Annotated in this window: 12 protein-coding genes; 7 read left to right on the forward strand and 5 right to left on the reverse strand. The window is 43.5% G+C overall.

Annotated elements, in window-relative coordinates:
- The first annotated feature begins 190 nt into the window (after positions 1 to 190).
- Genes AC3WTL_RS09920 through AC3WTL_RS09945 form a run of 6 tightly spaced genes read left to right on the forward strand, consistent with a single transcriptional unit; the run spans position 191 to position 2,112 of the window.
- Positions 191 to 412, forward strand: a complete 222-nt coding sequence (locus AC3WTL_RS09920) for a spore germination protein (protein WP_082139024.1) — start codon at positions 191 to 193, stop codon at positions 410 to 412.
- 13 nt (positions 413 to 425) lie between these two features.
- Positions 426 to 650: a spore germination protein GerPB gene (locus AC3WTL_RS09925; RefSeq protein ID WP_048011210.1), complete on the forward strand. Its 225-nt coding sequence runs from the start codon at positions 426 to 428 to the stop codon at positions 648 to 650.
- A gap of 38 nt (positions 651 to 688) precedes the next feature.
- Positions 689 to 1,300 (forward strand): spore germination protein GerPC, encoded by a 612-nt coding sequence (gene gerPC, locus AC3WTL_RS09930; protein WP_492369327.1) that lies wholly within the window; start codon positions 689 to 691, stop codon positions 1,298 to 1,300.
- Complete coding sequence (locus tag AC3WTL_RS09935; RefSeq protein ID WP_048011204.1) at positions 1,297 to 1,473, forward strand: spore germination protein GerPD; 177 nt, start codon at positions 1,297 to 1,299, stop codon at positions 1,471 to 1,473. Before gerPC ends, AC3WTL_RS09935 begins: the two co-directional genes overlap by 4 nt.
- 6 nt (positions 1,474 to 1,479) lie before the next feature.
- A complete protein-coding gene (locus AC3WTL_RS09940) occupies positions 1,480 to 1,866 on the forward strand; it encodes a spore germination protein GerPE (protein ID WP_226619902.1) in 387 nt (128 codons plus the stop codon).
- A gap of 27 nt (positions 1,867 to 1,893) precedes the next feature.
- Positions 1,894 to 2,112 (forward strand): spore germination protein, encoded by a 219-nt coding sequence (locus AC3WTL_RS09945; RefSeq protein ID WP_226619901.1) that lies wholly within the window; start codon positions 1,894 to 1,896, stop codon positions 2,110 to 2,112.
- A 34-nt stretch (positions 2,113 to 2,146) separates the two neighbouring features.
- Here AC3WTL_RS09945 and hlpB read toward each other — a convergent pair whose 3' ends face one another.
- The 3 genes from hlpB to addB all read right to left on the reverse strand — a co-directional run bounded on the left by hlpB (position 2,147) and on the right by addB (position 9,849).
- On the reverse strand, positions 2,147 to 2,458 hold the full coding sequence (gene hlpB, locus AC3WTL_RS09950) for an HNH nuclease-like protein HlpB (protein ID WP_492369328.1): 312 nt from the start codon (positions 2,456 to 2,458) through the stop codon (positions 2,147 to 2,149).
- Positions 2,459 to 2,606: 148 nt separating this feature from the next.
- Positions 2,607 to 6,365, reverse strand: coding sequence for a helicase-exonuclease AddAB subunit AddA (gene addA, locus AC3WTL_RS09955; protein WP_492369329.1), 3,759 nt, complete (start codon positions 6,363 to 6,365; stop codon positions 2,607 to 2,609).
- Positions 6,343 to 9,849 carry a helicase-exonuclease AddAB subunit AddB gene (gene addB, locus AC3WTL_RS09960; RefSeq protein ID WP_492369330.1) on the reverse strand — a complete coding sequence of 1,169 codons (3,507 nt, stop codon included), beginning with the start codon at positions 9,847 to 9,849 and terminating at the stop codon, positions 6,343 to 6,345. Before addB ends, addA begins: the two co-directional genes overlap by 23 nt.
- A 146-nt stretch (positions 9,850 to 9,995) precedes the next feature.
- Between addB and AC3WTL_RS09965 the strand changes: the two genes are divergently transcribed.
- Positions 9,996 to 11,147, forward strand: a complete 1,152-nt coding sequence (locus AC3WTL_RS09965) for an MFS transporter (RefSeq protein WP_492369331.1) — start codon at positions 9,996 to 9,998, stop codon at positions 11,145 to 11,147.
- A 34-nt stretch (positions 11,148 to 11,181) separates the two neighbouring features.
- On the opposite strand, the gene AC3WTL_RS09970 is transcribed toward AC3WTL_RS09965, so the two are convergent.
- Both AC3WTL_RS09970 and AC3WTL_RS09975 read right to left on the reverse strand, forming a co-directional pair.
- Positions 11,182 to 11,721, reverse strand: a complete 540-nt coding sequence (locus tag AC3WTL_RS09970) for a GNAT family N-acetyltransferase (RefSeq protein WP_492369332.1) — start codon at positions 11,719 to 11,721, stop codon at positions 11,182 to 11,184.
- 76 nt (positions 11,722 to 11,797) lie between these two features.
- Positions 11,798 to 12,976, reverse strand: coding sequence for a thiolase family protein (locus AC3WTL_RS09975; RefSeq protein ID WP_492369333.1), 1,179 nt, complete (start codon positions 12,974 to 12,976; stop codon positions 11,798 to 11,800).
- Between the last annotated feature and the right edge of the window lie 12 nt (positions 12,977 to 12,988).

Genomic DNA, 12,988 nt, shown 5'->3' on the forward strand with positions numbered 1-12,988 from the left:
CTCACAGAAAATTTTGTTAATTTTATATTATCACAAAAATTAAAACAGTTTCATCCTAATTTTGTCTGTTATATAACATTTTATCGTCGCCTTGAATTAACATACAACTGAGATATTATTGGGCTGATTAATCACATTCAGCAATTAGGCACATACGATATACAAGAAATCATTTTAAAGGGTGTTATGTATGCCAGCTATTGTGGGAGTCGTACAGGTCATATCAATCGGAAGCAGTTCTGTCTTCAACATTGGGGATGTCTATAAGATCATGCCTGTTTCTAACGCTAAGACCTTTTCAGGCGCTGGATCGTTTAATACAGGGGATGGCCTGAATGTTTACAATCACCGGAGCACAACAAACACTTATGATTGTGATGGCGTGGATCAAGGCAATTATTTTAATGCTTAAAACGGGTGATACTATGAATTTTTATATACAGCAATCCATTCATATTAATTTCATAAAGATCGGCGGGATTACAAACTCTTCCGTCATGCAGATTGGAAGTGCAGGCATCATAAAGCCGGCGTCTTATTTGTATAACACTGGCGGCTTTACTGAACCTGCACCTGAAGCGGAATTGCCAACGCCGGCGGGGCCAGCAGGGGGGAGTGTTTTTCTGGGGCCAGCTGTACCCCTGACATGAGGGCAGAAACAATAAGTTCATTTTAATAAAGCGAGGTGGTGCGCTTGAATCAGCAACTAAATACCTATCTTCAGCAATTGCATGCTTTTGTAGAAGCACAGGAAAAACGAATACGGAGACTTGAAGCTGCGGTTAAAAAACTTCAGGAAGAAACTGAAGTTCTGAAAAGCCGTCCGCCAATGCAGGTGGATCGGATTGAGTATAAATTTGACCAGCTTAAGGTTGAGTCTCTTGAAGGTACTTTAAATATTGGCTTAAACCCTTCTGAGCTGCAAAACATTGAAGATTTTGCCGTAGATAACAAAAACATTAAAGCACCTGTTTCGCCTAAAACCCAGATGAAGAGAACGATGGAAATTGAAGACGCCATTTATCAATATTTAGAACGGGAACTTCCGGAAATTACAGCTTCTGCCCAGAAGAAATTAAATGTCAATGTGGATGACTCGTATATTGAGTTTATCAAAGAAGATATCAAAAAGCAGCTGCCTAACCGGATTGACTTCTATACCCAGCAGCAGGCATCGAATCGCTCCGGGCAGGAAAATAACGAAGAGATTATCGAGCTGATAAAGAAGGAGATTCACAATGGGGTCTATGCCTTTATCTCGCATTTGCCAGAGAATATGAAGGGAATGAATAAGGAATGAACTATCAGGTATACAACAGAGATTTATGTGTTGGGAGCATAAGAGTGCTTGGTGTATCCAGTTCATCTGTTTTAATGGTTGGCGATACACAAACGATCCAGCTTGCAGCAGCTTTTGATACACCTCCTGAATCACTTCTGATAGGGCCTTTTGTGCCTCTGACACCGGAGTAAGCTGCTATGCTGCAAAGAACTTCATCCGTTAATAGAATCAATATTGACACCATTTCCTTTTCTTCAGTATTTGAAATTGGGGACTCTTGTTTTATTAAAGGATTCTCCAGAGCAATTGCCGCTCAGCGTGAAGTTGAATATTTTAACGCAAAGGAAGGGAATTTTTCAGTCTATCCCGTATTCAGGGAACCCATTCCTATAATCCCTATTGAAGAAGATATAAGCATGCAGACTGCACAGCTAAATCCAATCATTAAGGTGCATAACATTGATATTGTCGGGGTTTCCTCCTCATCTGTCATTCATATTGGAAACAGTGGAGATATTTCAATGGAAGCCCGAGTCAAGCATATCCGTCAGGTTTATCCCAAAAACAGCAATTCTCAAGGCTGAAAAATTTTTTCATAAAGGATGTTTTACATGCCAGCTATTATCGGACCGGTACAAATCATCAATGTCGGCGGGGGGATTGTGCAGTTTGGAGACTCCCTGTACATCTCTCCAAAAAGCAATTCCAAATCAACGACCGGACAGGGTGCCGCAAATTCGGGCGGCTTCATCATTACAAACAATGGCCTGAGTGCCAGCAATGTGCTGGATACCAGTCTGGTTGATCAGCCAAATATCGGCAATAACTAATTGATTGAAAGTATAATGGACGATAGCGCCTTCGTTATCGTCCTTTTGATTTTCGTTCATTCGACTTCCTTGCTTTCGTCAGCTTACATGAAGGCTGCTTCCTGATCCATTTCAAATATTTCCGGATTTTATCATCCTGCTGTAATAACTGGATTGAATTCAGCCATACAGCAAGCTCTGCATTCGTATATAAAGCATGAATCTGCTTATGGCAGGGTATGCATAGTTTAGCGGTCGGCAGGAAGGTGCCTCCCATTTCTTTTGGCGTTAAATGGTGGACTGTTATATCAGTATACTCCCTCAGGCATAATTCGCAGGTTCCGGTTTCTGTGCGCTTTTTTCCCATGCTAAGCCTCCTTTATCTTTACATTACCCTTTATTTTGGGACTGTAGTAATGCGCGGGGATGTTTCGGCTGTGCGGGCCTTTTCAGCTGATGTTCGCAACACCTCCTGCACATACACGAAAGCCGGCAAGTTCCCTTGCCGGCTTTTCCTATAACTTAATTGTATGAGCTCCATCAAAGAAAAATAGGTATCTTTCATTGACTTCCCTTTTTAAAAACTGCTCCAATGCTCTGGTGTACATATCAATTTGTACTTTGTACCTGTTTTCAAGAACGGGTTTGGCTTCAGCAAACCCTCCCTTATAACGGCCGCTGATTCCATCCGTTTTATAATCCAGGAGCACCAAACCATGCTCATCTTCGAATACACAGTCCACAATCCCCTGAATGAGAACAGGTTCATCTTCACCCTGCCAATCTGAATAAATATCCCGGGCAGGGAAAGATAAACTGAATGGGATTTCTCTGCGTACCGATTTAGCCTGAACCATTCTCTGTCCCAGTTCAGTTTCGAAAAAATGCACAATCAGCTGTGGCTCAATGCTGGCACGCTGCTCTTCCGTGAGCAATTCTTTCCTGACCATCTCATCCATTTTGGAGGATATCGTTTCCAGTGATGCAGGCCTGCTAAAATCAATATGCTGCATGACAGCGTGCATAGCAGTACCTCGTTCAGCTGGAGAAAGTGATTTTTCCTGCATAAAGCGAGGCCGGCTGAGCATCGGTTTACTGATTTTACGGATTAATTCAGTACCGCTGTCTTCTTCAGAAAAAATCTCCCGCTGCCTCTTCACTTCCGAAACCGATTGTTTAGATCTGGCTTGAGCTGCCTGCTTAAAGGAATATTTCCAGGAAAGCTGTTCCTCAACTTTATCCTTATAAGCCGATTCTGCGGGAACAGTTTTTCCTTCATAAACCAATTTCAGCAAATCCGTTTCGCCCTCATTGGCTTCTTCCGGAAGAATAGCAGCTTCTTCGCTTTTAATTATGGTTATATTCCAGCAGGAAGGGTGTTCAAGTATATCACCCGGGACGAGAGGATCCACCGGAACTTCCCCTCTCAATGCCTCACACTCCCGATGCCGGACAAGAGCCGGACCAATCCAGTCCAGATAACTGTTCGCAGAAGCCCTGTCATACTCACTCAGGAGCCAGTCTTTATGTTCGGATGCCTGCAGCCACTTATTTAACTTTTTATCTGCACTCTTGACAGACGAAACCAGGTACAGTTTTTCCTTCGCCCTCGTTAAAGCAACATATAAAACCCGCATTTCTTCAGCCAGCATTTCCATTTTCTTTTTTCGTTTAAAAGCAATTTGCGGCAGAGAGGGATACGAAATTCTCTTCTCGGCATTTACATATTTTGCAGCGAATCCAAATTCCTTATCAAGCATATATGCCTTTTTCAAGTCCATCGTATTAAAGCTGCGGGCAAGCCCTGCAATAAAAACAAAAGGAAATTCAAGACCTTTGCTGCTGTGGATCGTCATGAGACGGACAACATCTTCCTGCTCACCTAAAGCGCGGGCAGCACCAAGGTCATCGCCTCTGTCCCGCATTCGTTCTATAAACCTTAAAAAGCGGAATAATCCTCTGAATGAGGTTGCTTCATACTGCCTGGCTCTGTCGTACAATGCCCGAAGATTTGCCTGTCTTTGTTTTCCGCCTGGCATACCGCCGACAAAATCATAAAATCTGGTTTGTCTATAGAGATGCCAGATCAGCTCCGAAAGGGAACCCTGCCGCGCCATTACACGCCATTCTTCAAGAGCATCAAAAAATGGCCGGACCTTTTCATTTAATTCTCCCGTTTCAAGGGTTGGGTGATTCCGGCAAAAAGAAGTTAATGCTTCATAGAATGAACCCCTTTTATTCTGGATTCTGATTTGTGCAAGCTCTTCTTCGGTCAGACCCAAAATAGGAGATCTTAGAACCGATGCCAGCGGAATATCCTGAAACGGATTATCTATCACTTTTAGAAGTGACATCATTATCGCTACTTCTGTTGCTTCAAAATAACCGCTGGAAAGGTTGGCATAGACAGGGATTCCCTGCTGTTTGAATTCCTCCATAATCTGAGGAGCCCATGTCATGGAACGAAGCAGGATGACAATATCCCTGTACTTGGCTGGCCGCCCGGAATGAGTCTTTGTGTTGTAAACTTCTTTCCGATTCCCAATGATTTCTTTAATTTTAGAAGCCATATATCTGGCTTCGAGCTGTGACTGGGCTAAATCTTCGCTGTCAAAACCCTCATCTATGGATTCAGGTTCCGGTTCACTCTTTTCATTTCCCTCAAGGTCAATAATAGCAAGCTCAACAGGCTGCTCCTGATCCTCTGAATAGGGAGCTCCTTTAATAAGTTCAGCTGCCTGGTCATACTCAATTTCACCGACAGACGTCCCCATAATCTGCTTAAAGATATAGTTGGTCCCATGCAGAACTTCTTTACGGCTTCTGAAATTTCGCGCCAGATCAATTCTGAGCCCTGCTCTTTCTCCATCCTGGTCAAACCGCGTGTACTTGCCCAGAAACAGATTAGGCTCTGCAAGGCGGAAACGGTAGATCGACTGCTTAACATCCCCTACCATGAATAAATTCCCGTTCTCTTCTGTATCTGCCGTTACCAGCTGCAAAATAGCTTCCTGAACCATGTTGGTATCCTGATACTCATCAACCAGAACTTCTTTGAACTGATTTCTGCAGACACGAGCCGCTTCTGAAGGCCAAAGCCGTCCCTCCTCATCTGGTGATGAAAGAATTTCAAGGCAATAATGCTCAAGATCAGCAAAGTCAACAAGCCCTTTTTCAGTTTTAACCTGATTAAAGCGAATCGAAAATGCTTTAACTAACGAAACAAGCTCTTCGATATGGGGCTTCATTTCCGCCATATCACGCATGAAGCTTTCCTGTCTGCGGAGAAACAGTTCTTCCTGCAGGCCGGTTATGATTTTCTTGGCCTGATCCCTGAGTTTTTTTGCTTTTTCGACCAGTCCTTCATCATATTCATCGCCCTTACATGTTTTGGCTCTGCCAAAAGACCATGATTGCATCGCTTCATACAGCATCGCCCATGAATCATTTTTCGCTTCAATTAGTGTATTTACAACATGGAGATCTGCGATAAAGTTCTCTGCTCTCGGAGCAGGTCCCCCTGGAAGCTTGGTCAGCTCAAGCCCATATTCAAGCAGCTGTTTGGCTCCTTTCAGCTGAAGATCAATATCCTCCAAAAGCGAACGGACAAATGGAAGCTGCTCAAGACTGCTGACTCCGTCCACATTATACATCTCAACAATTGAATCAAGATATTGATCAGGCGAAGGGTTGGAACAGGCAAAATCGTATAAGTCCCTTATTATATCCTGAAGGGCAGTGTCACTTCTGTCATTTGTAAAAGTGTCAACAAGTGCAAAGAATCCTTCATTTCCCTCTTTGCCGTATTCATCTTCAAAAAGTTCTTCGAGTACTTCATCCCTCAAAAGCTGTGCTTCAGTTTCATCAGCGATCCGAAACCCCGGATCAATATCGGTCATGTAGTAATATTTGCGTATCATCTCTAAGCAAAATGAGTGCAGAGTCGAGATGGATGCCCTGTTTAATAAGCTTACCTGTTTTCTGAGGTGAGCAGATCGCGGATTATCATTTATAGCTTTTTCAAGAGCCTCGCCGATTCTGTGCCTCATTTCTGCTGCCGAGGCATTTGTGAAGGTCACAACCAGCAGTTCATCGACATTAATAGGATCTTCATCCGCGATAATCTTATTGATAATCCTTTCAACCAAAACAGCGGTTTTCCCTGATCCGGCTGCTGCAGCCACCAGGATATCCTGGCCCTTGGCCATAATCGCTTTCCATTGGTCATCAGTCCAGGTTGCACCTTCCGGCTTAGGCGGTATGGTCATTTTCATCTCCCTCCACCTCCTTCTTGATGATTTCAATCATGTCTTCTTTTGGCTTAGGAGTAAATAATCTGTAATCATTTGTTTCAAGAGATTCATCAAATTGGCATACAGATTTATAGGCGCAAAATGTACATGGTGTTTTTTCCTTCATTTTATATGGGGCAATATCAATATTGCCCTCTGTAATCTTATTGCCTGTATTCCTATACATCTTTCTTACATAGCGGCGCAAATAATCAAACTCCTGCTTGCTTGCCACTTTGGACCGCTTCGAAAGGGTACCGTCCTTTTTGAACCCCGCTGAAATAATGGATGAGTCGCCTGTCTCAATAGTCTGGTCCATTAACTTGATTACATTTTCTTCTCCAAGCAGGAGGCCATTCATTTTGAATTTCTTATAGAGTTCCTGTTCGATATCCTCCAATGTCAGCATTTTTGATGTGCTGACGATTGGATTATGGACATGGAAGTAAAGGACTCCTGCCGGATCGGCTTTTGTTCCAATTAAAGAGCTGGAATGGGCAATTATGATGTCCAGATATGTCAGCATCTGCAGAGCAATGCCATAGTAAACCTCACTTACATTCAGATCCTTGGAGCTGGATTTATAGTCAATTACCCGTAAAAATGTCCCGTTGGCATCCTGAGCCTTGTCTACTCTGTCAATTCTTCCGACAAGCTCCATTTTACCCCCGTTTTTAAGAGGAAAAGCAAGCGAAGGAAGCTCTTCTTTCGGCCCAAACCCCAGTTCAAGGCCCACCGGCGAGAATCCGCTTGATTTGGCATGCTCGCTGATGACATAGGAAGCCCTGCTGATAATTTGCTCAAGCTTTCTCTTAATATAGTGATGCCTGTTCGAGCTTAAGAGAATTTCATTTTGAAGTTTAGGAGCAAGCATTTCAACTGCTTCTTTTGCAAGGATCTCACACTGTTCCCTCGTCATATCTGTCCATGAAAGTTTCTGAGTCATAACTGTTTCTGCAATAAATTTTAAAGCAGCATGGAAAAGATCCCCGATATCCGGTGCCTCCAGGCGGTATACCTGCCTTTCCCGCAGCCTTAGTCCATGCTGTGCAAAATGGGAAAATGGACAGCTATGGAATAATTCCATTCTCGAAACACTCGCCTGAATATGGTCGCCATATAATTCCTTACTGACGTCCTCACCAAGCTGAAGTGTCCTGTTTTCATAATTAAGGCTGGAAAGCACCTTCAATGCAGGCCTTCTCCACTGCTCATTTTTAAGGTAATAGTTATAAACATCCCACCAAAGGTCATAGATTGGATAGCTGCGTTTTTTGAGCTGAAGCTGTGAAGTCAAATACGATAATGCTGTATTAAGGTTATCAGCATACTCCAGCTGCTCTGTTTCCGGCAGCTCTGCCGGATCAGACATGAAGGAATGACGCCTGCAATCAGGAAATAAATCTCCCAATCTTTTAATATAAGGAGACGGCATAAGTGCTTTACCTTCTTCATTTGCCAATGGATAGCTGATATAGAGTTTTTCTGATGGAGTAACAAACGCTTTATAAGCTATAAATTCCTCATCAAGCAGACGTGTGCGGCTTCCCGGCGCCAGTTTCATTCCGTTCGTGTTCAGCATTTCCCTGTCGTCATCCGCCAGCACACCATCCTCCGAGAATTTGGCAGGAAGTACTCCTTCATTAAGCCCAATGACAAAAGCAGCTTTAATATCGGTTAGCCTTGATCTTTCCAAATCGGCCGCCATGACCTGATCAATGGCAGGCGGAACAAGCGTAAAGCGAAGCGACTCCAATCCGGCATCAAGAATGGATGCAAAACGCTTAAGGCTCACTTCTTCTTCACCAAGCATTTCCACATATTGATCCAGAAGCTCCATAATGGCATTCCATGCTTGTCCATGTTCCCTTGACTTAACAAGGTTCCCTTTATCCTCCTGAGCAGTTTTCCACTTTTCAATCTTCAGAGGAACATCCAATTCTTCCATATATAAGAATAAAGCTTCACACAAGCTGCGGCCACCAGCAGCCTTTCTTAAGCGCCTGTGCAGCCTTACTATTGGGCCTGTAATCATTTCGCGCAGATCATTTAACTCATCTTCTACTTTTTTCTCGGCATCAGTCTGGGCAACTGCTTCAAACTCGAGCCCCCTGATTCTTCTGTATGTCCATCTCTTCTTCTTCGTCCATTTGTCTCCCTGAATGCCATAGGCAAGAACATAGTTCTCAAGTCTGTCCATTTGCTCACGAAGCTTTCCGGGGTTTAATCTGGACGGAAAAATCAGCTCTGTTTTTATAGCTCTGAAAATCGGTTCATATCGCCAATTCCCATTGATTATCTCAAGTGTTGACCGGATTAACTCAACGAGCGGGTGATTCAGCATGGTTCTTTTCTGATCAATAAAAAATGGGATATCATAGTCACGGAACACTGTTTCAATCATGTCATGATAATCCTGGCCGTTTCTTGCCAGTACGGCAATATCACGGTAGCGATAGCCATCTGTGCGAACAAGCTTGTTAATTTCCCTGGCAACGCCCTCAATTTCAGCCCTCCTGCTGACAGCCTGTCCAATGTGAATGTCCGCTTCCCCTGTAAATGCCTCTGCAGGCCTGCTGTCAAAATGTTCCTCAAGATGCTTAAGTGAAGGCTTGATCCACCTTTTTTGCTCGGAAAGGAGCATCTCTTCCACATCCAGCCTGTTGCGGGAAGCCATTTCTTTGATTGTCTGATAGTTCTCTCCCGGCATTCTGAATAAATGAAGCTCATCAGAAGCATTATTCTTAAACGGCTGGTCAAGCGTTAATGTGATTGTGACGTTTTTACACTGCTTCATCAGCTGTTCAACAATTGCATATTCCTGTGGTGTAAAGCTGTAAAACCCATCTATATAAACCTCGGCATTTTTTAGATACTCTGAATGGGAGGCTTTTTCCACAAGCAGGCGGAAATAATCCTCTGAATCTGTATATTTGCCAGAAAGGGATTCCTCGAAATTTTTATAGATTATCTCAAGATCATGCAGCTTATCCTGGAGTGCCTTATTTGACTTCCCGTTTACCGAGAGCTGATATTGCCTTTCCGCCAGTTCGTCGGGAGCTACACAATATCGTTTGAATTCGGTCATGATTTGTTCTACTTGCTGAATAAAGCCATTTTTGTCTGCGGCCCTTTGAAAAAGCTTAAGATCATCCTTTTTATCTTCAATGATTTTGCGGATTAGCATGCTGATGCCTACACTATTAAGATGGTATCTGCTCATGCCTCCCGTTTCCTGAAGAATTCTCCAGGCCAGACGCGTGAAAGAGTATACCTGGCTGCGGATCATTCCGCCAAGGTCAGGTGTTGTAATTAATTTATATTCTGAAAGGAACGTCATTTGTTCCGGCACTAAATAAATGATTGGATCTCCATCCGGATTAAACCGCAGTTCATCACGGATTTGGTTAAGGCAGTATTCCGTTTTACCGCTCCCGGAACGGCCTATCAATAAACGTACGGTCATATTTTTCCTCCTAACAAAGGTCTCTTTCTATCATTATTTTATCATATAAGCTGTTCAATTTTTCGAATGGGGCTTTTCAAAATGATGGGAATGACAACTTTCCTCTATAGTGGTTAGTGCATAAAGTATAGCGGCAGGTGATATGGATGATTTCAAAACGGGTCTTGATTGCAACTTCAGTCATTTTGACAGTTACAGGCATTTTTGTTGCCAGCAATATTTATACACTGATCCCAATTTACGGGGAAATTGCAGATACATTTAAAGTAAATGAAAATCATATTGTGGCCGGGGGAAGTCTTTTTGCATTTTTTTATGCTGCTGGCCTATTATTCTTTGGACCTGCTTCCGATACATTTGGCAGACGCAGAATTATTATTTCAGGTTTGCTTGCCTCTGCATTATCTACTTTTGCCGTCGGGCTCTCTCCTAATGCAGAGGCACTCTATATTACCAGGTCAATTCAGGGAGTAACCCTCGGCAGTTTTGCACCTGTTGCCTTCGCTTATTCTTTTGACCTTTTTCAGCCAAGGAGCCGTACGCTTCTGCTGGTTTTCATCAACACAGGATTTCTTGCTGCAGGCATACTTGGGCAGCTGATCAGCTCTGCAATTACTTTTTATTATAAATGGAACTATGCTTTTTATTTCTTTGCTGTTTGCTATTTCATTCTTTTCCTGGTCTCGTATAAAATACTCCCGCCCGCTTCTCGTCCCTTTAAATCAGAGATTTCCACTGTTACTATTATGAAAAAACTAATAAGACAGGGAAGCCTGCTCAGATGTTACGCTATCACCTTTACTCTTCTGTTTTCCTTCGCAGCTTTTTATGATGCAATAGGCAGGTCTTTCAGGGGAACTATGGAGGAATTGTTCACAATAAGGGCAGTGGGGTTGATTGGGGCTCTTTTGTCACTCTTTACCGGTAAATTAATTGCGCGGATTGGGGCTTACTCCACATTGAAGCTTGGTTTACTTTTGGGGACAGTAAGTATTATTAATATGTTTTTCTTCAGCAGCACGAAGGCCCTGATAGCTATTTCCATCATGTTTGTGGCCGCAATATCCCTTCTTGTTCCCACTGTTATCACATTGATTGGCATGCTTGCAGGAGCTGACCGTGCAAAAGCCCTTTCTCTCTATTCTTTTATCCTATTAACCGGTGCGAGCCTTGCACCGCCAGCAGCAATGATTCTTCAATTTCATAATGTATTGTATTTGCTTCTTGCGTTTTTTCTACTGAATTTTGTTTTTTGTTATTTTCTATCAAAAGAAGCTGCTCTTGATCTTCAGTCATAATAATAGGCTAAGCGCGGACCATATCCGCGCTTCTTCACTCTTTCCATTCCTTTCGGAGGAGGCCATAGAGATACATATCATGCCGTTTTCCATCGCGTTCCAGAAACTCTCTGTAGCAGCCTTCTCTCAGAAATCCAAGGCTTTCATAAAGAGTCTTGGCTCTGGTATTATACGAAAATACTGTAAGCTGCAGCCTATACAGATTCAGTTCCCTAAAAGCATAGCGGATCAGGCATTGCATAGCTTCTTTTCCATACCCTTTTCCCCATTTGGTTTCATCTGCAATGACTATGGTAACCCAGCCTGTTCTGTGCGGCCATAAAATACCGTCTAACTCTGCATAGCCGATTAATTCATTTCCTTCTTTTAACCTGAGCGAAAACCTGAAGGTGTCTTGCGGGCACTCATCAAGCCATTTCTTAATTTCTGTTTCCTTTTTAGGTTTTACCGGCAGAGCATCCAGATTTCTCATGATTTTTTCGTCCGCATGCCACTCGATTATTTTTTTGATATCTTCGTCAATAAACGACCCGAGAATAATATTTCCCCCTGATAATACTGTTCTGCTTAACACTTTATTCACTCCCGTAAAAATAATTATTCAGGAGATGGAATCCCTTGGATAAAGAAAGAGCTCCCGAAGGAACTCTTTATTCGTACGTTTCCACAAATACTGTGGCTCCCATTCCGCCTCCGACACATAAAGAAGCTATTCCTTTATGGCCTCCTCTTCTCTTTAACTCATGAACGAGACTCACGACAAGACGAGCACCTGTACATCCAATAGGGTGTCCAAGGCTGATTCCGCTTCCATTTACATTTACTTTTTCCCGGTTTAAGCCAAGTTCTCTCTCAACCGCCAAATATTGGGCCGCAAAGGCCTCATTAACTTCAATCAAATCCGCTTCTTCAAGCGACCAATTGACACTGGCAAGACCATTTTTAACTGCCGGAACAGGTCCTCTTCCCATTACTTTCGGATCTACTCCCGCAACAGAGAAGCCAGCAATCTTTGCCAGCGGCTTCAGTCCTCTTTCCAGAGCCAGCTCTTCCGGCATGAGGACCAGTGCTGCTCCGCCGTCATTCAGGCTGGATGAGTTTCCTGCTGTTACTGTTCCGCCCTTTCTAAAGACCGGCTTCAAGCTGCTCAGCTTTTCAGCTGATAAGTCAGCACGCGGGTTTTCATCTACTGCAACGGTTACTTCTCCTTTCCGGGTCTTCACAGTAATTGGAACGATCTGCGAATCAAAGTAACCGTTTTCAATCGCGTGCAGGGCTCTCTTATGGCTAAGCAATGCCACTTCATCTTGCTCTTCCCTTGTGATGGAATGACTTTCTGCCAGGTTTTCTGCTGTTTCCCCCATCATGATATGATGGATTGGATCTTCGAGAATCTCCCATACTGTGTCAGTTACCTGTCCATGCTGCATGCGGGCGCCCCAGCGATGCTGTTTTAATACATAAGGACTGGAGCTCATGGCTTCTACTCCTCCGGCAATCACGATATCTGACATGCCTGATGCAATCTGCAGGGCAGCGGAAATAATGGCCTGCATACCGGATGCACACTGTCTCTGGACTGTGAACCCTGTTGTCGTATCGTCAAAGCCTGCAAGCAATGCTGCTGTCCTTGCTGTGTTCGGTTCATCTGTACGCTGAATGCAGTGTCCCAAAATTACTTCATTCACGTCACCGCTCTGTAAGCCGCTTCTTTCGGCAGCCTCTTTTAATACTGGAACAATCAAATCTGTCGGCAGAAGATCCTTAAAAGCTCCTCCAAAAATCCCGACTGGTGTTCTTACTGCTGATGTTATTACAACATTTCTCATCCTTTTCCACCC

The organism is Cytobacillus sp. EB106-05-05-XG126 (assembly GCF_058791715.1).

What these genes read in the sequence shown, in the direction of transcription:
- AC3WTL_RS09920 (WP_082139024.1), top strand. Translation starts at nt 191, where the DNA reads ATGCCAGCTATTGTGGGAGTCGTACAGGTCATATCAATCGGAAGCAGT.
- AC3WTL_RS09925 (WP_048011210.1), top strand. Translation starts at nt 426, where the DNA reads ATGAATTTTTATATACAGCAATCCATTCATATTAATTTCATAAAGATC.
- AC3WTL_RS09935 (WP_048011204.1), top strand. Translation starts at nt 1,297, where the DNA reads ATGAACTATCAGGTATACAACAGAGATTTATGTGTTGGGAGCATAAGA.
- AC3WTL_RS09940 (WP_226619902.1), top strand. Translation starts at nt 1,480, where the DNA reads ATGCTGCAAAGAACTTCATCCGTTAATAGAATCAATATTGACACCATT.
- AC3WTL_RS09945 (WP_226619901.1), top strand. Translation starts at nt 1,894, where the DNA reads ATGCCAGCTATTATCGGACCGGTACAAATCATCAATGTCGGCGGGGGG.
- hlpB (WP_492369328.1), bottom strand. Translation starts at nt 2,458, where the DNA reads ATGGGAAAAAAGCGCACAGAAACCGGAACCTGCGAATTATGCCTGAGG.
- addA (WP_492369329.1), bottom strand. Translation starts at nt 6,365, where the DNA reads ATGAAAATGACCATACCGCCTAAGCCGGAAGGTGCAACCTGGACTGAT.
- addB (WP_492369330.1), bottom strand. Translation starts at nt 9,849, where the DNA reads ATGACCGTACGTTTATTGATAGGCCGTTCCGGGAGCGGTAAAACGGAA.
- AC3WTL_RS09965 (WP_492369331.1), top strand. Translation starts at nt 9,996, where the DNA reads ATGATTTCAAAACGGGTCTTGATTGCAACTTCAGTCATTTTGACAGTT.
- AC3WTL_RS09975 (WP_492369333.1), bottom strand. Translation starts at nt 12,976, where the DNA reads ATGAGAAATGTTGTAATAACATCAGCAGTAAGAACACCAGTCGGGATT.